Annotated in this window: 21 protein-coding genes and 1 riboswitch; of the genes, 10 read left to right on the forward strand and 11 right to left on the reverse strand. The window is 55.0% G+C overall.

Annotated elements, in window-relative coordinates:
• Positions 1 to 8 precede the first annotated feature (8 nt).
• On the forward strand, positions 9 to 350 hold the full coding sequence (locus tag GNT65_RS10875; RefSeq protein ID WP_160796122.1) for a thioredoxin family protein: 342 nt from the start codon (positions 9 to 11) through the stop codon (positions 348 to 350).
• Positions 351 to 355: 5 nt separating this feature from the next.
• Here the strand turns inward: GNT65_RS10875 and GNT65_RS10880 are convergent, their stop codons facing one another.
• The 3 genes from GNT65_RS10880 to dauA form a co-directional block, all read right to left on the reverse strand.
• Positions 356 to 898 (reverse strand): NifB/NifX family molybdenum-iron cluster-binding protein, encoded by a 543-nt coding sequence (locus GNT65_RS10880; RefSeq protein ID WP_160796124.1) that lies wholly within the window; start codon positions 896 to 898, stop codon positions 356 to 358.
• 9 nt (positions 899 to 907) lie between these two features.
• Positions 908 to 1,192, reverse strand: coding sequence for a DUF134 domain-containing protein (locus tag GNT65_RS10885; protein ID WP_160796126.1), 285 nt, complete (start codon positions 1,190 to 1,192; stop codon positions 908 to 910).
• A 243-nt stretch (positions 1,193 to 1,435) separates the two neighbouring features.
• A complete protein-coding gene (gene dauA, locus GNT65_RS10890) occupies positions 1,436 to 3,172 on the reverse strand; it encodes a C4-dicarboxylic acid transporter DauA (RefSeq protein WP_276508668.1) in 1,737 nt (578 codons plus the stop codon).
• Positions 3,173 to 3,653: 481 nt separating this feature from the next.
• Positions 3,654 to 3,773: riboswitch (glycine riboswitch) on the forward strand.
• A gap of 215 nt (positions 3,774 to 3,988) precedes the next feature.
• On the opposite strand from dauA, the gene GNT65_RS10895 reads away from it, so the two are divergent.
• Positions 3,989 to 5,362 carry an alanine/glycine:cation symporter family protein gene (locus GNT65_RS10895; protein WP_160796130.1) on the forward strand — a complete coding sequence of 458 codons (1,374 nt, stop codon included), beginning with the start codon at positions 3,989 to 3,991 and terminating at the stop codon, positions 5,360 to 5,362.
• 356 nt (positions 5,363 to 5,718) lie between these two features.
• Here the strand turns inward: GNT65_RS10895 and GNT65_RS10900 are convergent, their stop codons facing one another.
• Both GNT65_RS10900 and GNT65_RS10905 read right to left on the reverse strand, forming a co-directional pair.
• Complete coding sequence (locus tag GNT65_RS10900; protein WP_160796132.1) at positions 5,719 to 6,420, reverse strand: arginine N-succinyltransferase; 702 nt, start codon at positions 6,418 to 6,420, stop codon at positions 5,719 to 5,721.
• 183 nt (positions 6,421 to 6,603) lie between these two features.
• Positions 6,604 to 7,356, reverse strand: coding sequence for a hypothetical protein (locus GNT65_RS10905; protein ID WP_160796134.1), 753 nt, complete (start codon positions 7,354 to 7,356; stop codon positions 6,604 to 6,606).
• A gap of 217 nt (positions 7,357 to 7,573) precedes the next feature.
• Between GNT65_RS10905 and GNT65_RS10910 the strand changes: the two genes are divergently transcribed.
• Positions 7,574 to 8,095 carry a hypothetical protein gene (locus GNT65_RS10910; RefSeq protein ID WP_160796136.1) on the forward strand — a complete coding sequence of 174 codons (522 nt, stop codon included), beginning with the start codon at positions 7,574 to 7,576 and terminating at the stop codon, positions 8,093 to 8,095.
• Between the two features lie 120 nt (positions 8,096 to 8,215).
• The gene (locus GNT65_RS10915) at positions 8,216 to 8,470 is read left to right on the forward strand and encodes a DUF2999 family protein (protein WP_160796138.1); all 255 of its coding nucleotides are present in this window, start codon (positions 8,216 to 8,218) and stop codon (positions 8,468 to 8,470) included.
• An 82-nt stretch (positions 8,471 to 8,552) separates the two neighbouring features.
• Here the strand turns inward: GNT65_RS10915 and GNT65_RS10920 are convergent, their stop codons facing one another.
• Entirely contained in the window at positions 8,553 to 10,580 is a 2,028-nt protein-coding gene (locus GNT65_RS10920; RefSeq protein ID WP_160796140.1) for a prolyl oligopeptidase family serine peptidase, read from the reverse strand.
• A 349-nt stretch (positions 10,581 to 10,929) separates the two neighbouring features.
• Here GNT65_RS10920 and GNT65_RS10925 point away from each other — a divergent pair, with 349 nt between their 5' ends.
• The 5 genes from GNT65_RS10925 to GNT65_RS10945 all read left to right on the forward strand — a co-directional run bounded on the left by GNT65_RS10925 (position 10,930) and on the right by GNT65_RS10945 (position 14,618).
• The gene (locus tag GNT65_RS10925) at positions 10,930 to 11,256 is read left to right on the forward strand and encodes an ArsR/SmtB family transcription factor (protein ID WP_160796142.1); all 327 of its coding nucleotides are present in this window, start codon (positions 10,930 to 10,932) and stop codon (positions 11,254 to 11,256) included.
• A gap of 53 nt (positions 11,257 to 11,309) precedes the next feature.
• Positions 11,310 to 11,558 (forward strand): thioredoxin family protein, encoded by a 249-nt coding sequence (locus tag GNT65_RS10930; RefSeq protein WP_160796144.1) that lies wholly within the window; start codon positions 11,310 to 11,312, stop codon positions 11,556 to 11,558.
• Positions 11,559 to 11,585: 27 nt separating this feature from the next.
• Complete coding sequence (locus GNT65_RS10935) at positions 11,586 to 12,590, forward strand: permease (protein ID WP_160796146.1); 1,005 nt, start codon at positions 11,586 to 11,588, stop codon at positions 12,588 to 12,590.
• A gap of 92 nt (positions 12,591 to 12,682) precedes the next feature.
• A complete protein-coding gene (locus tag GNT65_RS10940) occupies positions 12,683 to 13,312 on the forward strand; it encodes an excalibur calcium-binding domain-containing protein (RefSeq protein ID WP_160796148.1) in 630 nt (209 codons plus the stop codon).
• Positions 13,313 to 13,346: 34 nt separating this feature from the next.
• A complete protein-coding gene (locus GNT65_RS10945; RefSeq protein ID WP_160796150.1) occupies positions 13,347 to 14,618 on the forward strand; it encodes a hypothetical protein in 1,272 nt (423 codons plus the stop codon).
• A 73-nt stretch (positions 14,619 to 14,691) separates the two neighbouring features.
• On the opposite strand, the gene GNT65_RS10950 is transcribed toward GNT65_RS10945, so the two are convergent.
• Together GNT65_RS10950 and GNT65_RS10955 are read right to left on the reverse strand one after the other, a co-directional pair.
• A complete protein-coding gene (locus GNT65_RS10950) occupies positions 14,692 to 15,480 on the reverse strand; it encodes a hypothetical protein (RefSeq protein WP_181006246.1) in 789 nt (262 codons plus the stop codon).
• Positions 15,481 to 15,482: 2 nt separating this feature from the next.
• Positions 15,483 to 16,649, reverse strand: coding sequence for a BamA/TamA family outer membrane protein (locus GNT65_RS10955; RefSeq protein WP_160796152.1), 1,167 nt, complete (start codon positions 16,647 to 16,649; stop codon positions 15,483 to 15,485).
• A 416-nt stretch (positions 16,650 to 17,065) separates the two neighbouring features.
• Here GNT65_RS10955 and GNT65_RS10960 point away from each other — a divergent pair, with 416 nt between their 5' ends.
• The gene (locus GNT65_RS10960; protein ID WP_160796154.1) at positions 17,066 to 17,722 is read left to right on the forward strand and encodes a Qnr family pentapeptide repeat protein; all 657 of its coding nucleotides are present in this window, start codon (positions 17,066 to 17,068) and stop codon (positions 17,720 to 17,722) included.
• A 95-nt stretch (positions 17,723 to 17,817) separates the two neighbouring features.
• Here GNT65_RS10960 and GNT65_RS10965 read toward each other — a convergent pair whose 3' ends face one another.
• From GNT65_RS10965 to GNT65_RS10975, 3 genes are all read right to left on the reverse strand, one after another.
• Positions 17,818 to 18,222, reverse strand: a complete 405-nt coding sequence (locus GNT65_RS10965; protein WP_160796156.1) for a hypothetical protein — start codon at positions 18,220 to 18,222, stop codon at positions 17,818 to 17,820.
• A gap of 95 nt (positions 18,223 to 18,317) precedes the next feature.
• Complete coding sequence (locus tag GNT65_RS10970) at positions 18,318 to 19,394, reverse strand: tetratricopeptide repeat protein (RefSeq protein WP_160796158.1); 1,077 nt, start codon at positions 19,392 to 19,394, stop codon at positions 18,318 to 18,320.
• A gap of 42 nt (positions 19,395 to 19,436) precedes the next feature.
• Entirely contained in the window at positions 19,437 to 19,778 is a 342-nt protein-coding gene (locus GNT65_RS10975) for a hypothetical protein (RefSeq protein WP_160796160.1), read from the reverse strand.
• Between the last annotated feature and the right edge of the window lie 81 nt (positions 19,779 to 19,859).

Raw genomic sequence — 19,859 nt, forward strand, 5'->3', positions numbered from 1 at the left:
TAATGTAGATGGCACAGTTAACAGCAGACCATATTGAGTCGAATGAAGCCTTGGGTGACTACTTAGCCGCCCATGAGGCCGTGCTCCTGCTCTTTGGCGGCGCCCATTGCGGCGTCTGCCAGAGCATCAAGCCCAGACTGCTACAGATGCTGGTCGTGGAGTTTCCCAAGATGCAGCTTTGTTATATCGACTGTGCAGAGCAGGGCGAGATCGCCGCCGCCCACCGAGTCTTTACCCTACCCGTTGTTGAACTCTATTTTCACGGCCAGCCCTTCGAGCGTTTCATCAAGGTCTTCTCTATGGCCGAGGTGAGAGAGGCGATCGCTCGCCCCTATCAACTGCTAGACTGATGAGCCTAACTCAGGGGGCGAAAGCCGCTATAGGAGACAGACGCCTCACCCTGGGCTGACTCAGGCTTTTGTAGCAAGCTCGATACCTCAGACTTAGGCTTATGACCGCCGCAGCCACATCCGCCCTCGGCCGAACCACATCCCCCCTCGGCCGAACCACAGCCTCCCCCGCTGGCGCAACAACCGTCCTTCTTGGCGTGATTGAGGGAAGCCCTTCCCTGGAAGGCGTCCAGCAGACGACGCTCCAGCAACTGGGTCTGGCTGAGCAGCACTTCTATGCTCTCGCCGTTGTCCCCCTGGCTGACGCCGATCCCCGCCGCCAGCAACTTACCCAGCATGCGCTCGCCGATATGCTGCACTATCACTATGTCTGTCTTCTGCGCCTTGATTAGGCTTAGCAGCTCACTCTTGGCACGACAACCACCACCTAAGGCCGGGTTATCGAAGCTGGTGATCAGCTGGTGATATTCGTTAAAGAAGCCGATGCGCTGCGCCTTGGTAAAATGCGCCGCCAGACGGCCCCTGCTCATGGGCATAGCAATTATCATGATGATTCCTTATTGATTCGATGTCGGCAACACTATGGCCTGCCCCTGGGTGATCGCCGTCGCCACCTTGTGGCGGGCACTGGCCAGCAGATTGCCGAAGGTCTGGCGAGAGATCCCCATGGACGCAGCCGCCTCCAACTGACTCAGGCGCTGCACATCTCCCAGCGCTAGGGCCTCAAATTCGTCGGCCTCCAATTGGATCTTCTCCAGCTCCACGCTTGGGATCCCATTTGGCTTAAATAGGCTGCAGGGCGGACGGCACTGCAGGCGGCGACATTTCTTGGGTCTTGGCATGGCCATTCCCTTTATCCGATAAAATATTGATGAGTTATTGGCGTACGCCAATAACTGAATTGTGGGAGATCTTATGAAATGAAACTGAGGGCCAGCTCACACTGGCTCATATTCGCGATAGCTAAAAAAACAAAAAAGCGAATCACCCTACCTGTGATTCGCTCTACTGTTAACCTTAGCCAATTGTGGCCTCTCTGGAGCGCTGCACTTTGACATACCGCGGCCCCAAGTGCCCGAATAGGTTTATCCCTGCGCCGTCATTCGCCGCGCCAAGGCAAAGCTGTCGTCCATGGTACGGGCGTACTCCACCTGACCACGGCGCTTGCGGATCCCCGCCCGCCTGAGCTTGAGCAACATGCGCGGCTGCAGATTGTTGATGATCAATGCCACCTTCTTGCTCGACAGATCTTGAGCGATCGACTCCATGGCGACGATGGCGCTCATATCCAGCAGGGTTACCTCGGACATATCCAGAATCACCACCCGCACGTCTGGACGCACCAGGGCGATGGTCTTGAGCGCCTTGTGAGCCGAGCCGAAAAATAGCGGCCCGTTGATGTCATACACCACCACACTCTCAGGCACCTCATAGGCCTGATGGTTGGTCTCTACAGCCCTGGCATCGGTCAGGCTGATGCTGCGGCGAATAAACAACATGGCCGCCAGCCCCATGCCCACAGCCACGGCAATCGTCATGTCGAACAGCACGGTAAGGGCGAAACAGAGCACTAAGATCAGCACATCGTCCCTCGGCGCCACCTTTAAGGTACGGGCGAAGTGTTTCGCCTCACTCATGTTCCAGGCAACCACCAGCAGCAGCGCCGCCATGGACGCCATGGGAATGTATGACAGCAGCGGCGCCAGCAGGAGGATCCCCGCCAAGATAAACAGGCCGTGGACCACTGAGGCCAGCGGCATACTGCCCCCGGCCTTGACGTTGGCCGCGGTGCGGGCGATGGCCGCCGTCGCCGGGATCCCACCAAACAGGGGCACCAGCATGTTACCCAGCCCCTGGCCGATCAGCTCGTCGTTGGGGTTGTGTTTCTTGCCCGACATGCCGTCGGCCACCACGGCGCACAGCAGGGATTCCAATGCCCCCAGGATAGCTATGGTGATGGCCGAGGGCAGCAGCTCACGCACCAGCTCGAAGCTCATGCCTATGGGTTGGCCATCGGCGCCCGGCAGGTTCCAGGGCCACTCGAAGCTGGGCATGATGGGCGGAATACCGCTGCCCAGCAGGCCATCGAGCTCATAGTGAAAGCGGCTGCCTATGGTCGCCACCGAGAAGCCATTTACCATCTGGGTCATGATCCAGGCGATGAGTGCGCCTACCAATAGCGCGGCCAGGTGGGCCGGCACCTTAGACTTGAGCCTGGGCCAGGCCAGCAACACGGCCAGAGTCAGGGCGCCGATCAGCGTCTCCTGCCAGTTAATGCTGGTCAGTGCCTGGGCGATATGGGAGAGCTTCTCCAGGTAATGTTCGCCACCGGCGGCCACCTCGAGCCCGAAAAAGTCTTTGATCTGAAAGGTGGCGATCACCACACCTATCCCGGCGGTGAAGCCCACGGTCACGGGATAAGGCACTATCTCGATCAACTTACCCAGTTTGCCCAGTCCCATTAGCAGCAGTATCACCCCGGCCATCAGGCCGCTGAGCAGCAGCCCCCCCAGACCAAACTGCTGTACGATTGGCAGCAAAATCACCACGAAGGCCGCCGTCGGCCCCGAGATGTTGACCTTAGAGCCGCCACACAGGGCGATCACTATGCCGGCGATCATCGCCGTGTAGAGGCCGTGCTGGGGCGGCACGCCGCTGGCGATCGCCAGTGCCATTGAGAGTGGCAGGGCTATCACCCCCACGGTCAATCCCGCCAAGATATTGGTCTGTATCTCCTGAAAAGAGGGTTTAGCGCTAATGCTTTTTTTGACTGCTGAAAACATGTTGATCCCGATGAAATAATGCTTGCGGCCGCAACACAGTTGCGAACATCTGAGTGTAACGAGTCGAGATCAAGGCTTGTCTGCACTTGGCAAAAAATGGCAAGTCGTGAGGTGACGATACACCTGAAGTTTCTGTGAGCGTAGAGGCTGGACTGCTAAGCAATGAATGCCAGTATAACCACAGTGTGATTATGAGCTTTTATTCTAAACCTAGCGCGGGCGCCAAGGTAAGGGGCTGAACGAAAAAAATCGTACGCCTTTGGTCTAAGCCTGGCGTTTATGCTCTCAGCTCCCCTCTTTGCCACACTTCTCAACCAAAAGTGTGACTCACCCCCTTGAGATGGCGCGGCGTTTGACGCATGCTATACGGCCCCGGGGGCTAGCGCCCCCGGATTCCGTTCGGATGAAGGTAGCAGGAGAGTGGGGAGTCAACCCCACACCGACGAGGCAAGTTTGTCGCCAGGCGTTATCGGCGAGAAACCACTCTTTCAGGTGCCATATTGTGGCGTGGACTGTTACTGGACGAGCCTCTGGAGAGACTGTGAGCCCAGGATAACTCTTAGGTATCACGGCGCCGAAGGCGAAAGTGCAGCCCCAATGGCTGTGCGAAACGCTCAGGCAAAAGGACAGAGGAGAGGATGACTGTAGCGGTTATAGCCCTGGCTATATTCAGTCACTGTCGTTTGTTGCTTTTGCCTGTTGCTGCGTGCCACTGTTAAAGCCTATTGCTGTTAATCGGTGTCCCTGTTAATAAGAATCACCTAGCCACAAACGCCGGTCTCCACACAGACATTTCTTTTCCTCCTCCATATTAGGGGGTCTACGGACCCTAGAGTTTAATATTCGAGGAACATCATGAATTTTCACGCGTTACTTAGCGAGATCAACGCCATCGTCTGGGGCCCTATTACCCTGTGCCTGCTGGTCGGCACCGGCCTCTATCTCACCCTGCGCCTCAGGCTGATCCAGGTCTTTAAGTTACCCCTGGCACTCAGGTTGCTGTTTAAACCCGCCAGCGGCCAGGGGGATCTCTCCTCCTTCGCCGCTCTGTGCACCGCCTTGTCGGCCACCATAGGCACGGGCAATATCGTCGGGGTGGCCACCGCCATCAAGATCGGTGGCCCGGGCGCCCTCTTCTGGATGTGGCTGGCGGCCTTCTTCGGCATGGCCACCAAGTATGGCGAATGCATGCTGGCGCTCAAGTATCGCACCACAGATGCGCGTGGCAATATCGCCGGCGGCCCCATGTACTACATAGAGCGCGGCCTGGGCCTCGGTTGGCTGGCCAAGCTGTTTGCCCTGTTCGGCGTCGGCGTCGCCTTCTTCGGCATAGGCACCTTTGCCCAGGTCAACGCCATCAGCGATGCCATGACCATCGCCTTCCACGTGCCCGCCTGGGTCACGGCCCTGGTGCTCACCCTGCTGGTGGCCGCGGTGACCCTGGGGGGCGTCAAGCGAATCGCCAAGGTGGCACAGAAGCTGGTACCCAGCATGGCGCTGGGGTACGTGCTGGCCTGCCTGTGGATCCTGGTGACCTTCAGCGAGCAGATCATCCCAGCGTTGCAGCTGGTGATCCACTCGGCCTTCAGCCCCATCTCCGCCGCCGGTGGCTTCCTGGGGGCTACCGTGGCCCAGGCGATTCAGATAGGGATCGCCCGCGGGGTCTTCTCCAACGAGTCGGGTCTGGGTAGCGCCCCCATCGCAGCGGCCGCAGCCAAGACCAAGGAGCCGGTAGAACAGGGATTGGTGAGCATGACGGGCACCTTCTTCGATACCCTGCTCATCTGCACCATGACGGGACTGGTGCTGATCATCACAGGCGTCTGGAGCGGCGACGCCGCGGGCGCCGCCATGACCAGCGCGGCCTTCGCCACCGGCGGTTCGGCGGTCATCGGCCAATATCTGGTGACCATCGCCCTGGTCTGCTTCGCCTTCACCACCATTCTGGGCTGGCACTACTACGGCGAGCGCTGCTGGTACTATCTCACTGGCCACAAGCTGGGCGAGCGAGGCATTAAGCTCTACCAGTTTATCTTTCTGAGTCTAATCGCCCTGGGTGCCTTCATTCAGCTGGATCTCATCTGGCTGCTGGCCGATACCGTCAACGGCCTGATGGCGATTCCCAACCTGATCGCCCTCATCGGCCTGCGCAAGGTGATCATCGCCGACACCCTGAGCTATTTCGCCGCCAGAGACAGCCAAGGGACGCAGCAGGAGCTGACGGCCTGAGGCCATTTACATTCGCCAGAAGACTTGAGTGAGCGCCGCCGAACGCGGCGGCGATCACAACAAGTCGACAAAAGCTGATCGAGATCAAATACCCGAGTAATTTAATCAAGTACTCTGTGGCCAGTTAATCGAACCAACAGGAGTCATTATGAGTTGTTGTGGCGGATGCGGCGGACAGGCCGAGAAACCTAAACAGGAAGAGACCAAGCAAGAGAAGGCAGCAGAGCAGGAGGCCAACACCCAGCAGACTAAGGACTAGGCGCCATCTCACCATCTCCCTACACCACTGCATCGAAAGCCGGCCCTCATCAACCGGCTTTTATTTTGCCTCCAATTCAGACTGAGGCCGGGCGATTCTAGCGGCGTAATTTAAGGTAGAGTTCACCATCGCGGATCTGCAGATCGTCGACCCCATCGGCGAAGGTGGTCCAGAAGCCGCGATCGCCAAACTCCCCCACCAGATTGACGTTCTTCATGTTACCCAGCCAGGCATTGGGGATGGGCACGCCCATCAGGCTCACGCCGACAAGCGCCACCACGGGGCGACGGCTGGCGTCCAGATGGATATCCAAGCCGGCGTTCACCCGTAGGATCTCACCGGCCATGATGGGAAAATCCTGGGGAATGGGGATCAAGATCTTGGCGCTGGCCAGGTTGTCGGAAAAATCTATCGCCACCCGCTCGGCAAAGTCTGGGTTGCGGCCTATCATGGCGTTGACCTCCTTCTCGCTGAAGGTCACCTTGCGGTCGGCGTCGCGCTCACGATAGGGCTCGGGCTCAAGCTTGCCCGCCCCGCCGTGGCGATCGTCCTTGCGCTCCACCTGCCATCCCAGCTGCGACAACTTGTTGTCCAACCGCCGCTCCTCCTTCGCATTGAGGGTCACGGGGGTGAAGGGAGAGGGAAAAATATAGGTCTTAATGATGAAGAAGCTGGCGAGCGCCGTCAGTACCATGGTCAGCAGCACGATTAAGAAGATCTGCATCCCGCTGAAGCCTCGCTGGCGACGAATCACGGTCATGGGGCCGATTTTTTTAGCAAACAATATGTTAGCAAGCATTACGCCTTCCTTTGGCCGCCGAATTGTGTCGATCGCGGCACTATGAATCAATTTGTTGCAGGCTATGGTACTTGGCAGAGGCCGATAAGAAAACCTGGGCCACACCCTAAGGTGGGCCCAGGCGGAGATCGCCGACACTAGGAGAGAGGTTAGTGTCGGCAAAATTGTCGATAAAAGGCTGATTTAAAATACGTAAAAATAGCGCAGCTTCAGGGTCGACTCGGTACCCACCACGTAGCCACCAATGGGTGAGTTTTCACCTATGTAACGGGTTCTGTGGTCGGTAGAGGCGTTGTTAACCAAGAATCGCTCATGCACCAACATCAGCTTATGACGTTTGTCGTCGGTCAGATTGGCAGTCAGGTTAAACTCCAGCTTCATGGTTTGGCCCAACTCATCGTCGTTCCAGCTGGCATACTGAGGGTGGAAGGTCGCACTGAAGGTATCGTTAAACTGGTAGTCAGCCTTAAGGTTTAGCTGGACACCATGATCCTTAAACACCTTACCATCCACGCCCTTCATGTCGATCCCTGCCAGCGTCGGGTTGACCCGCAGGCAGAACTTGCCCCAGCAGTCTTTATAGGCGAGACCCACCGCGGCAATATTTGGGCCGGCGCCGAGCCAGTCCCCCTTGATGAGATCCACCGACATACCAAAGTTGTCGTTCCAGAAACCATAGCCCCAGTTGCGCGCCACCGTAATATCGCCATTACGGTTCACCTTGGCGGCGGTGATGTTGTTCCAGTTAAGCCCTAGAAACTCCACATTTGCCGCCTGTAAAATGGCTTCGAATTGCTGCTTTTCCTTCTTCTCGGTAGACTGCACGGTTTTTGCCGACTCGAAGCCTATGCCACCGATAATGGTCGCCGCCGATGCATGGCTAGGGGCCATTAAGGCGCCCGCCATCAAAGCTGGAACAATAAGTAAATTTTTCATGGACCTTCTCTCTCATCAGTCATCACATGGATTAATTGAGTGGCATTTTATCCCCGTAGGGGGGATTCGCCTCGGCAGGTATTATGCGAAAAACCAATAGATACAGGGGCACGATAACTATGACAGACCAACAGCCCCCTCGACAGGCTAGGCATTCCTGGGGATTCTGTTAGAGTAATTAAGATTAACTATAGATTAGAGCATGAGGAACTTGCCCATGGGTGTAATCACCAAGATTTCAATCCCCCTACTCGCCGCCCTGGCGCTGTCGGCCTGCAACCAGCAAGAGCAATCTGCACCGGCACAGCCACCTGCCGCAGAGCAAAGCTCGGCAGAGGAAAGTGCTAAAGAGACTGTCGCAATTAAGGCCGATGAGGCCAAGGCGACTCAAGTCGAAGCGGACAAGGCTCAGCCAAAGGCCGAAGATCTTCAAATCGTCGCCGATGGCTTATCTAAGGAGACCAGCGACTCACTGCAGAAGGCGATCACCATGACACAAGGCACGGTTAGGTATTTCAATCTCGAAGGGGGCTTCTGGGGCATAGTCGCCGATGATGGCCGCCACATATTGCCGCAAAATCTCCCCCAGGAGTATCGCAAGGATGGCCTGCGCCTGAGTTTCAAGGCCCAGGAGGTCAAGGATATGATGACCATACAGCAGTGGGGGATACTCTCTAAGCTAAGCGATATCGAGGTGATCGGCCAGGTCGACAGCAAGTCCGGCGATCCTCGCCTCTAGGCGCTCGCAGCGCTAATGGGGAAAGCCTATCAGGCCTGCTTCAGGCGCTATCACTTGAGCTAGCCACAGAGGATGCTAAACTTGCGGCCTGTTTACATTCAACCGAGATAAGGTAGTGCAATGAATCCTATTATTGCAATCTTAAAAGAACACAAGGTCAGCGACGCACAGATCCAGGAGCTATTTCAGGCCCTGACTGAAAACCCTCTGATGGCCATGGGCACCATTGGCCAACTGGGGATCGCCCCAGAAAAGCTGCAGCAGCTGATGGCGTTGGTGATGCAAAACCCTGCCCTGATCAAAGAGGCTGTCACCGAGCTGGGCCTGGATTTCGCCAAGGTCGAGGCCGCCAAGGCGCAGTTACAGAAGTCTTAAGCTGTTAATCTCATTAAAAAAGGCTGCACCCTGTAATTGGGGCAGCCTTTTTTATTGCTGACGTAAAGGTTGAATTTATCCCCTACTTGCCACCCGGCTCGGCGAAGCGGGTCATCCAGTCCTTCACCTGGTGATACCAGTAGATGGAGTTGTTAGGCTTCATGATCCAGTGGTTCTCGTCGGGGAAGTAGATCATGCGCGACTCCACACCGCGGGTCTGCAGGGTTCTGAACAGCTCGAAGCCCTGACCCACAGGCACGCGATAATCCAGCTGACCGTGGATCACTAGGGTCGGGGTGTTGAAGTTGCCTGCGCCGTAATGCGGCGAGATCGACTGGTAAATCTCAGGGTTATCCCAGTAGTTGCCAAAGCGTGGACTGTGCACCGAGAAGTCCGCCGCCATCTGCGAGTACATGTTGTAAACGGCGGCGTGGATCAGCAGGGCGTTGAAGGGATGCTTCTGCCCCAGGATGATAGAGGTCAGGTAACCACCGTAACTGGCACCACCGGCCACCATGCGCTTGTCATCGATCCAGGACTGCTGCTTAAACCAGTCGGCCGCCTTTAACACATCTTCCAGGGACTTGTTCTTCCAGTCCGGGTTGATGCTGTCGGCAAATTCCTGACCGAAGCTGCTCGAACCATGGAAATTAGGCCAGGCGGTCACATAGCCCCAGGAGGCGAAGGTCTGGGCGTTCCAGCGGTAATGGAAGCCGTCCGAGATGGCGTTGTGCGGCCCGCCATGCACCAGCATCATCAGGGGGTATTTCTTGCTGCGATCGAATCCTGGCGGGTAGTGCACCCACATCTGAATCTCTTGGTCCTTATAACCCTTGTAGGTCACAGACTCATAGGTGCCGAGATCCACATCGGCCAGGACCTCATCGTTAAAGCTATCCAGGCGAGTGGTCTTGCCATTTCTGGCGTTAACCTTCACCAGACGCGCCGGGTAGAGGAAGCTGTCGTTGGCCGCCACCAGGGTGCCGTCTTTGGCGATGGCTGGCTTGCCGAAGTTGGTCGACTTGGTGATCGCCTTCACCTTACCCTTCTTGGCGTCGATATGGTACAGGCGCCGGGTGGCCGCATCGTCGATGGCGGCATAGAAGCCCTTGCTGTCCGGGGTCCACACGAAGCGGGCTACCGAGCGATCCCACTCCTTAGCGAGCATCTTAGTGCTGCGCTTCTTGAGATCGAACAACATCAGCTTGGCGGTATCGGCGTAGAAGCCCTGAATATGCTGGCGGGTGAAGGCCAGTGTCTTACCGTTGGGGCTGAACTTAGGGCTGCCGTCTGGCGCTAGGTTGTCGGGAGTGATGTTTTCCGCCTTGCCGCTACCGATAGCCGCGAGGAAGATATCTCGTTTAGGATTTACCTGATTGTCGCTGCCGTTGGCATTAAAGGCGATCCAGGCTTCATCCGGGCTGATGTCATAGCTGCCCGCGCCTTGGGATGAGCGCGGCAGCTCGATATTCAGGGGCTGAGTGATCGCCTCCACCTCGCCACCCTTGGCGGCAATACGGAACACGTGGGCCTGACGGCCTTCGTCTATCCAGTGATCGAAGCTCGAATAGGGCAGCGCGTTCCACTGATGGGCCGACACCTTGTTATCCTTATCGGCCTTGAGCTGCTCACCTATCTCTGTCCAGTTCTTACCCGGATAGACAGAGCTGATGAAGTAGAGATGCTCGCCCACCCACTTGATGCCATAGACTCCGCTCGGCACATCGGTCAGGCGCTGAGCCTCGCCCGGCCCATCCATAGGCAAGAGATAGATCTGTCCCGCCTCATCCTTATCGCGCTTACTGATAAAGGCCAGGGTCTTGCTGTCTGGCGAGAACACCGGCTCGCTCACCCGCATCCCCTTAGCGGTCAACGCCCGCTGCTGCTTGCCGTCCTGGCTAAACAGCCACAGCTGGGTATTGCCCTTATCTTCGGGCACATCGTATTCGGTTACCGGGGCGATGATGTAATCGCCATTGGGGGAAATACTGGGGTTACCTATCCGGCTGAGCTGCCACAGCACCTCCACCGACAGAGGCTTGCCCGTTTGGGCAAAAACCGTCGTCACCGGCATCAAGATGCACAGCAAGAGTATGGCTATCTTCTTCACGCGTCCTCTCCTTCAAGTTGTTTTTATTGTGATTTGGCCCACATGATCGGCCCTAACACTTAAACTAAGCTTAATCCTTAGCACACCTCCAAGAACTTCACTCTATCACCACGCAACATAAGTACAAATTTTCGCCACACAGATAGACTATCCTGCGCTTGAGGCTCGACAGAGTTGCACAAACTGCAAATCTGATTCACCCAGATTGCAAATCAGCCAGGGCTCACAAAGCTCTCGACAGTTGACAGGCCCATCACAAACCCGAGCTAAACCCTTGATAAAAACTAACTCGCCCAAAGAACATTTGGCTATTATGCCAAATGAAGGCTCCACTCTTTTGAGGCGCACAATGAAACCAACGACAGCTCAGGCTCAGCAACAGCGACTCAATAATCGCGTCGCCGTACTCAAGGCCCTGGCCCATCCGACCCGTCTCTGGCTGGTTGAGCAGCTGGAACAGCAGGAGCGCTGTGTCTGCGAGCTCACCGACGGCGTGGATGCCGACATCTCTACCGTCTCCAAACACCTGTCACTACTCAGACAGGCGGGCATAGTCACCAGCCGCCGTGAGGGCAAGCAGATCTACTACCGCCTTGAGACGCCCTGTCTGCTCGGCATGCTGACCTGTATCGAGACCGCCCTCGAGACGAAAACGCCAGGCTGCTGCGGTAACTAGTGCTTATCAAAGACCAAGGCACAAGATTCAATCCATGCAATAAGGGGAACACAATGAAGATAGAAGTACTCGGCAGCGGCTGTAAACGCTGCACCAACCTCGCCGACGATATCGCCAGAATCGCCGATGAGCTCAACCTAAAGATAGAGCTGAGCAAGGTCACCGACATCGCCCAGATCGCCGCCTATGGCGTCATGTCTACCCCTGCCATAGTGATCGACGGTGAGGTACTGACAACGGGCCGCCAACCCGGCGAGGAAGAACTCACCCAGTTGCTAACCAAGATCCACAAGGTGCAATAACGTCTCAGCCGTCTCAGGGGAGGGCCTATGCTAGCCTGGTTTACCCAACTCGCCGACCTCCTGGTCTACGATCTATTTGGCCTCTCCAGTCAGAGCGCGGCAGGTGGGGCACTGCACTTCTTCGTCGAAGACACAAGTAAGATCTTCGCCCTGCTAGTGGTGATGATCTACCTGATCGGCTGGCTTAGGGCCGCACTCAATGTCGAACGGGTGCGCGACTATCTCGCGGGCAAGCCTAGGCTGCTGGGTTATGGCCTGGGGGCAGGCTTTGGCGCCATCACCCCCTTCTGCTCCTGCTCCAGTATTCCCGTCTTCCTCGGCTTTACCACAGCAGGGATCCCCGTGGGGATCACCATGGCGTTTCTGCTGACCTCGCCGCTGATCAACGAGGTGGCCATCCTGCTGCTGTTTAGCCTGCTCGGCGCTAAGGTTACCCTGCTCTACGCCCTCACCGGCATCACCATAGGCATGCTAGGTGGTGCCCTGCTGGATCTATTGCACGCCGAGCGCTGGCTACAGCCCCTCGCCGCCAATGCCTATCGACGCGGCGTATCTCAGGCGCAAACTGCCGCAGATCACTCCTCGACCAAGAACCCGCCAGGCATGAGCTGGCGCCAGCGCCACCAATTTGCCAAGGAGGAGACACTCACCATCTTCGGCCGGGTGTGGAAATGGGTCATCATAGGGGTAGGCCTGGGCGCGGCGCTGCACGGCTTCGTGCCAGCCGGCTATCTGGAGGCCAACCTGGGCGACGGCCAGTGGTGGTCTGTGCCCATCGCCGTGCTGATGGGCATCCCCCTGTATGCCAATGCCACCGGCGTGATCCCTGTACTGGAGAGCCTGTTGATCCAGGGCGTGCCCCTGGGCACCACCCTAGCCTTCTGTATGAGCACGGTCGCCGCCAGCTTTCCCGAGTTTGTCATGCTCAAACAGGTGATGCAGTGGCGCCTGCTGGCCCTGCTGTTTGCCCTGCTACTGGTCGCCTTCACCCTGATGGGCTGGGTGCTGAACCTGGTCACCATTAGCGGGTGACAAAGGATGAGAATTCGCGATAGCATAGGCGAATAATATTGCTTAGCCGCTGAATCAACAGGCAAATAATTCATAAAAGGACAATCTTAGCCATGGAAAGAGGCACACTGGTCCGCTGGAACCACGACAAAGGCTTTGGCTTTATCAAGCCCAACACGCCCAATGCCCAAGATGTGTTTATCCATATCTCGGCCCTGAAGCAGATGGCCAGAAAGCCTGTAGTGGGCGACGAGATCATCTACCAAAGCCAGCAGCAGAGTGACGGCAAGATAAAGGCTGTCAAGGCCAGCATTGAAGGCGTCGCCGTGATTTCAGGCATAGCTTCGGGGAGGGCTTCTGGCCTTGCGAATAAATCGACTCGCTCCCAATATAAAAACCATTCGTCCACGTCTCACTATTCTCACCGCCGCTCCGGCTCTCGCCTGCAGCGGATGATCTTCATTGTCATACTCGTGAGTATCGGCAGCTTTGCCGTCAAGCAGTATCAGGCACTCAATGCCACTCCGGTGCTCACCTACGAGGAACTCCCCGCAGTCGAACCCCAAGAGTGGCAACCGACTACCCCCAAGTTTCGCTGTGAGACAGGCAAGACACATTGCAGTCATATGAGCTCCTGTGAGGAGGCAACCTACTACATACGTCATTGCCCAGGCACAGAGATGGACGGTGACGGCGACGGCGTACCCTGTGAGCGACAGTGGTGCCGCTGGGATAAAACATAAAACACATTTAAATCAACAACTACAAGGAAGCTTCATGAAACAAGGATTGGTATTTCTCGGTCTGACCCTGGGCGGCCTGGCCCTCAACGTCAACGCTCAGCAGTGCGATCTCACCATCACAGGTACTGTACCCGAAGGGATTAGCCTGGATAAGCTGGTCGTCTCCACCTACAACAAGGAGCTGCCGGTCACCAGCCGGGACTATTCCCTGTGTGCCAGTAAGCAAGATCTTGAGGTCGTCGGCCGCCATAGCCCTAACAACACCATCTACCTGATGGACAAGAGTGGCGCCATCCCCAGGGGTATATATACCGCCGAGGTGTTTGTGCAGAGCAAGGCGATCACCTTAGGCCCTGCCTCCAGCCTGACTAAGCAAGCCTGTAACCTGCGCTGTGGCTACTATGCCAGCCAAAGAGTGCTGCACTCAGACAAATTGCAGCAACTGGCAAGCCAGTACCAACAATTACCTGCCACAGATGGCAAGGCAATTGGCGCCTTCGTTAGCCAGCATAAGACAGAGTTAGCCCAGCTCTACTATGGCGATATGCAGCCCAAGTCCATGGCGCCTGTCGATACCGGCGATCTCTGGGTCGATCCCTACAGCGGTGCCGGACTCTACTTCGATTCGCCCGATAACCTGCTCAACAGCACCTTTAGAGATACTGTGGGCACCAAGGCCAGGGAGGCCCGCAAACAGGATAAGGCCGTCGCCGAGGTGATGAAGCAACATAAGGCCTCACTACAAGGACTTATGAAAGGCTTCGACAGCTGGCAAGAACGTGTAGAGGCAGTCGACAGGGTCAGCGGCGAGCTAAAAGCCACCCAAGATCCGGCGGCAGCACAGGTGGCACAACTACTGGAAGACGCCATAAAAACAGCCGAGGAGACGCTTAACAACTACCTTACCAACGACAACAAGACGCCCGTCGCAACCCTGGCCCAGGCCGATAAGGCGTTCGACCTCTTGTTGGCCGACTGGACCATTGCCGCCTATACCCACACCAAGGATAAGCAGGCCTTCTCGGCGCTATTCAGCGAACACTTTAAGCAGCAACTGCCGATACGGGATCGCGAATTAGACAAGGCACTGAGCCGCCTTATCGACCTGCCACAACATCTGGGTAAGATGTCACTAAACGATGGCTATCAACACATTCAGGTCGAGTTTAACCATGCCCTGCCAGCTTCGAACACACGCTATGAGTTTAAGGATGCCCTGCACAGCGTCAGCTTCGTCTACGAGAAAGGCGCCTGGCGACTCGACAGTGTCAGCCAGCTGCCCATTAGCCACTATAACCAGGGCTAAATCAGGGTTAAAGCAGGGCCAAGCGTCTTGACCCTAAAAGCCTTACCAAAGTGAGGATAGTTGCGGCTCAGCCCTATGAGGCCGAGTCGCAACTCGAGCTGTAGTGATTAAGCTCGATAAGCCCTTGCAGCAAGATACCGTGATAGCGCGCCTTGATGAGCTGATAATCCAGCTCGGGGGCGAAGTAGTAGGTCACCTCTTCGGCGCCTGTCTGCTCCACCGGCACTAAGGTCAGCTTCCCCCAAGGGGTCTGCTGCGAAGGCTGAGGGGATTTGACGTAGAATTGATAAGGCTCCATGGCATCCGAGGCCTGACGAACCAGGGCAAACTGGTGTCGCCCCTTTAGCAGCAAGCGGCGCATCTCGATAGCCAGTGTGTCCACATCCCGCAGGGCCTTGTCTTTAGAGCGATAGTCGGTCACCTCACCATCCAGTGCCACCCGCGCGGCGCGGCCATTGTCGCTAAACTCTACCTGCATGTCGCGGGCGCGAAAGCCGCTCACCTGTTGATGAAACGCCTGGGTGATCCACTCCTGTGTGGCCTCCGACCAGCTTAGTTCGGCCCGCTGCCGATAGCGGGTGCCTATGCCTAGGATGCTGGCCTGACTGTCTGAGGTCACCACCGCCCGTTTGCCCTGCCACTGTTCGGTGCGGCTCATGGTGCCCGTGTGTATGCCGCTGAGATAGATATCATAGTCCGAGCGGCGACTGCACTGAGCCTTTTTATCTTGTGCATCACGGATCTGAGTCTCGCCCGCCAGCACAGGCTGGCTCGTCGCCAGGGCGGAGATAACAACCGAGGCAACCAGCACAAACTTGGCGTTGAGACGCAATCGGGCAGGCAGAGCGAGCGGCTGTTGCATCACTAGAAGACTTCGTTGACGTTGAGGTAGAAGTTGGTCTCGTTCTCGCCGACACCAATATCCAGACGCAGGTTAATCTTGTCTTTGAGCTTGAAGCGGAAGCCTGTGCCATAGGTGGTCAGCAGCTCGTCGTTAAGCTCGCTCACCTTGTCGGCCACGCTGCCCACACCCCCCCAGAACACCATGCCATAACGCTGGAAGATAGGCAGACGGTACTCGACCTGCCCCATCATCATCTGCTTGTCACGGTAGCGGCCCTTGATGTAGCCGCGCATGGCACTTGAGCCGCCGAGGTCCGGCAGCATGTTCCAAGGCACGTCGCCACTGGTAAAGTGACCCTGCACCTGCCAGGCGATAAGGCCAGGCATCTGGCTCAACCAAGAGGTGGTGCTGAGATCGATATAGTTGGCCAGCTCGAGGTCATACTTGGCGAAGCTGTCGTACTCGCTGTTTTGATACAGGCCCGCGTCCAGCTGCAACAACCAGCCCTTGGTGGCGTTGAGGCGATAGTCGCGGGAATCATAGATGCTGGTGACCACCAGGCCAGAACTGAAGTTGTCCGGCAAGATGCCGTCGGATGGCAGCGGAATGTCGCCCTCTACCCGAGTAAACTTGTCGGCACTGGCGTAGGTAAAGTCGGCGCCCACACCAACAAAATAGTTGTCGGCCACCTGGGTCATCCAACGCGGCGTGAAGCTGTAGAGCTGCTCGTCGAACTCATGGTGATTGCTGTCGATGTTGCCGTCCGCTATGCCGCGGCCGTAATAGACAGACACCTCGTTATGCAGCTCGAGTCCCAGCAACAGGCGCTGCTTGCCGCCGTTGAAGAAGGTCATGTTTTCCACTTCGACGCCGTAGGAGCTATTCATCGACACGAAGGAGTTAAGCACCAGGGAAGAGGGTTGCTCCTCGGGCGCGGCGCCATCTGCCTTGTATAGGCCGACCATCAGCAGGCCCACGCCAAACTTCTTCTCGGGCGTGTAATAGGCGGTCGGCAGATAGCTCATGTCTATGGTCTTGCTCTCGTCAAACTCACCGTCGGCGCCGAAGACGTCCAGGATCTCATCGACCCAGGTAGGCTGCATATCTTTCGGGGTTTCAATCAGGGGGTCGACCGCAAAGGCCATTTGAGAAAAGGCCAGCAGGGACAAACATAAAATCCGTTTCATAGACACTCGAATCAGTAATGGAAAAAGAGAAATAAGCCCGGCACTCGCGAGATGACCCCAAGTTAGGCCACGGCCGGACCGAAGCCGAGCGGCATTTTAACACCCCAGCGGGTTTCAACAACGACTTTTCGATTAACAAATGTTCAAAAATAGCCCCAATGGCTCAATTAAAAGTGCCGCGAAGATGCAACTCGCCCCCATGATCGGTCCAAATTTAAACAAACTCTCTGGGGCTAAAAACTTTTTTCATCATCTGTTCATACCGATTCGATAACGAAAGTGGCTTACAGCGCCATTTTGCCCCCTTAAAATCGCGATTTAGGCATAGTTTAAACCGCTGATTTTCAAGGAGTTAATTTTAATGAAAATCAAGACCTTGGATGCTAAGGTGCAGGCGATTTATTTGAGGAGTAAGCATGGATCTTATTGACAAAGTTTTTACACAACAGGACTTTTCGCACCAAGACTTGAGCGACAGACGTTTTCGACGTTGCCACTTTTACCAGTGTGATTTTCGCCACGCCAATCTGCGCGATGCCAGCTTCGAAGAGTGTTATTTCATCGAACCCGGCGCCATAGAAGGCTGCCACTTTAACTACGCCGATCTGCGTGATGCGAGCTTTAAGGCGTGCCGACTCTCTCTGTCCATCTTTGCAGGCGCCAACTGTTTTGGCATCGAATTTAGAGAGTGTGATCTCAAGGGAACAAACTTCTCACGCGCCCGGTTTTACAACCAGATCAGTCATAAAATGTATTTCTGCACCGCCTACATCTCTGGCTGTAACCTCTCCTATGCCAACTTGAGCGACCAATGCCTGGAGAAATGCGAACTATTTGAAAATAACTGGCGCAACGCCAATCTCATCGGTGCATCGCTAATGGGATCCGATCTTAATCGCGGCACCTTTTCTAGAGATTGCTGGCAGAACTTGAACATACGCGGGTGTGATCTCACCTACGCCGAGCTAGAGGGGCTCGACATCAGAAGCGTCAACTTGGAAGGCGTGAAGATCTGTGCCTGGCAGACGGAACAATTACTGGAACCGCTAGGCATAGTCGTGATGCCAGACTAACCGCGATAGGGATAACCTTATACTCATAAGCGATACCCATATTACGCGAGGCAAGCCAAAGCCCCCGATAACTATTTACGGGAGCTGAGGGTTCATTAGCGTACCCAGCGCATTAGCTGATTGGCGTCTTGCACCGCAAACTGGCGCTTGATCAGCTTACCCGAGCCGTCGAACAACAGGAGTTCGGCGGCGCCCGCCCGGTATTTGGCGATAAGCTTATCCCCATCTGGGGTGCCGACTCTCGCCAGCAGAAACACCAGGTTATCGCCCAGATGACCACGCGCCTCGTTCATCTGCTCTGTCTGGCTATGGCTCACCGCCAGATTTGGGTCATACACAAACACCAGCGCCGGCGTGCCTTTACCTATCTCCTCATGGGTCGCCTTAAAGCCCTTGGGCATCATCATAAGCAGCAGCGCGATCAGCCCCACCACGGCCAGGCTGACCCCAATCGCCATCCAAGGCCCACGCTTAGTCCCGTTTAAATGCCGCTCTCCCATGATGCTCGCTCCCTTTGATAACCATTCCAGATACAGAACAGTCACCATGTTACCTAGGCAAGCTGAGGCAAGTCTTAAAAATGGGTAGCAAAATCCTATCTCATGCTGGCTAGCTTCTCTTTCGCTTTAACATTTCCCTTCGCTGCAGACAAACTAAGCCACTTTTTAGCTTCGACATAATCTATCGGCAGACCTAAACCTGAGCCATACATGATGCCAATTAGGTACTGAGCAGTACTATGCCCTTGTTCAGCCGCAAGCAGAAAATAGTGAGCCGCTTCCTCATAATTAAGCGGTTTCCCGGCTCCCTTAAAGAAACAATATGCAACTTTTGCCTGGGCTTCAGCGTGGCCTTGATCAGCAGCTAATTGAAACCAATCACAGGAGACTGTAGGGTCCTTTTTTACCACTTGACCGACTCTATAAACCTCACCCAGATAATATTGCGCCTCAACAAGTTGTTGCTCAGCAGCTAAGTTTAATAATCTCATAGACTCTTGATTATTTAACTCAACACCTTCACCATTGGCATACAACAAAGCCATGCTGTATTGAGCATCGGGATTGTTAAGGTTCGCCGCCTTTGAAAAATACGTTACGGCAAGCGGCAGGTCTTTTGGTACATCAGTACCATAATAATACATTGATGCCAGAACATAACCTACCTCACCAGACCCGCCTTCCACCGCAAGCTGATACCATTTTATTTTCTCTTGTATATTTTTCTCGACGCCCAAACCTTTTGAATACATAGTTCCAACAACATCATATGCAGGTACAAATCCTTGTTCTGCGGTTTTGAGCAACCATTTAAACGCTAATTCATAATTAATGTCAGTGCCCAAACCTGCATAATAGGAAAGCCCCAAGTTAAATTGAGCCCGCACATTGCCAAGCTCTGCAGCCTGTTTATACAAGTTAAACGCTTTAGCGTGATCCTTATCGACAACAATACCTTCATCATAAAAGCTGGCTAAGTAGCTTATAGCATCAGGATCTCCGCCATCAGCCAAGGGCTCTATGATCGCAAATGCTGCCGCATAGTCACCATTTTCCATAGCTAACTCGGCGCGTTCGATATTGGCATAGCAACTGAATGATGCAACGCCAAGCAATATTAAACAGATAAACTTCCTCATCGCTTTTCCATACTCTAATTTTTCTGCTTCCACAGTAAACAAACTTCGGAACAAAACTCTCAATCCAACGCGTTTTTAAATATCCATTATTGCCATCGGCAAAGCGAATAACATGACTAGGCTATTAACTATAGAAATAGCTGCTGTAATTTTTGCAAGGATCGCCCAATAAACTTTTCCCTGATATAAACTAGCAGCCTTCCACACGCCAATGCATACAACCAGAATATAGACCGCATAGCTCATATTGAAAATGAACAGTGCACTGACATCTTGCAGTGCTTTAATGATGACATTAAAAAGTATCCCGCCTAAGAAATATGCGCCCCAAAATGTATCAACCAAGCCCAGTTTCCCAGTAATTAACTTTTTTATAATCCCACCCTCTTGAGGCACCTCTGAACTAAGCTCTTCCATGTACTTATCCTTTTAAAAAACGGTAAACTCCACCCTCATTACAAAACGATAACATATCACAATGTTTGACTTAGAAAAGCA

The sequence above is a fragment of the Shewanella insulae genome, assembly GCF_009831655.1.
Taxonomy (GTDB): domain Bacteria; phylum Pseudomonadota; class Gammaproteobacteria; order Enterobacterales; family Shewanellaceae; genus Shewanella; species Shewanella insulae.

What these genes read in the sequence shown, in the direction of transcription:
- GNT65_RS10875 (WP_160796122.1), top strand. Translation starts at nt 9, where the DNA reads ATGGCACAGTTAACAGCAGACCATATTGAGTCGAATGAAGCCTTGGGT.
- GNT65_RS10880 (WP_160796124.1), bottom strand. Translation starts at nt 898, where the DNA reads ATGATAATTGCTATGCCCATGAGCAGGGGCCGTCTGGCGGCGCATTTT.
- GNT65_RS10885 (WP_160796126.1), bottom strand. Translation starts at nt 1,192, where the DNA reads ATGCCAAGACCCAAGAAATGTCGCCGCCTGCAGTGCCGTCCGCCCTGC.
- GNT65_RS10895 (WP_160796130.1), top strand. Translation starts at nt 3,989, where the DNA reads ATGAATTTTCACGCGTTACTTAGCGAGATCAACGCCATCGTCTGGGGC.
- GNT65_RS10900 (WP_160796132.1), bottom strand. Translation starts at nt 6,420, where the DNA reads ATGCTTGCTAACATATTGTTTGCTAAAAAAATCGGCCCCATGACCGTG.
- GNT65_RS10905 (WP_160796134.1), bottom strand. Translation starts at nt 7,356, where the DNA reads ATGAAAAATTTACTTATTGTTCCAGCTTTGATGGCGGGCGCCTTAATG.
- GNT65_RS10910 (WP_160796136.1), top strand. Translation starts at nt 7,574, where the DNA reads ATGGGTGTAATCACCAAGATTTCAATCCCCCTACTCGCCGCCCTGGCG.
- GNT65_RS10915 (WP_160796138.1), top strand. Translation starts at nt 8,216, where the DNA reads ATGAATCCTATTATTGCAATCTTAAAAGAACACAAGGTCAGCGACGCA.
- GNT65_RS10925 (WP_160796142.1), top strand. Translation starts at nt 10,930, where the DNA reads ATGAAACCAACGACAGCTCAGGCTCAGCAACAGCGACTCAATAATCGC.
- GNT65_RS10930 (WP_160796144.1), top strand. Translation starts at nt 11,310, where the DNA reads ATGAAGATAGAAGTACTCGGCAGCGGCTGTAAACGCTGCACCAACCTC.
- GNT65_RS10935 (WP_160796146.1), top strand. Translation starts at nt 11,586, where the DNA reads ATGCTAGCCTGGTTTACCCAACTCGCCGACCTCCTGGTCTACGATCTA.
- GNT65_RS10940 (WP_160796148.1), top strand. Translation starts at nt 12,683, where the DNA reads ATGGAAAGAGGCACACTGGTCCGCTGGAACCACGACAAAGGCTTTGGC.
- GNT65_RS10945 (WP_160796150.1), top strand. Translation starts at nt 13,347, where the DNA reads ATGAAACAAGGATTGGTATTTCTCGGTCTGACCCTGGGCGGCCTGGCC.
- GNT65_RS10950 (WP_181006246.1), bottom strand. Translation starts at nt 15,480, where the DNA reads ATGCAACAGCCGCTCGCTCTGCCTGCCCGATTGCGTCTCAACGCCAAG.
- GNT65_RS10955 (WP_160796152.1), bottom strand. Translation starts at nt 16,649, where the DNA reads ATGAAACGGATTTTATGTTTGTCCCTGCTGGCCTTTTCTCAAATGGCC.
- GNT65_RS10960 (WP_160796154.1), top strand. Translation starts at nt 17,066, where the DNA reads ATGGATCTTATTGACAAAGTTTTTACACAACAGGACTTTTCGCACCAA.
- GNT65_RS10965 (WP_160796156.1), bottom strand. Translation starts at nt 18,222, where the DNA reads ATGGGAGAGCGGCATTTAAACGGGACTAAGCGTGGGCCTTGGATGGCG.
- GNT65_RS10975 (WP_160796160.1), bottom strand. Translation starts at nt 19,778, where the DNA reads ATGGAAGAGCTTAGTTCAGAGGTGCCTCAAGAGGGTGGGATTATAAAA.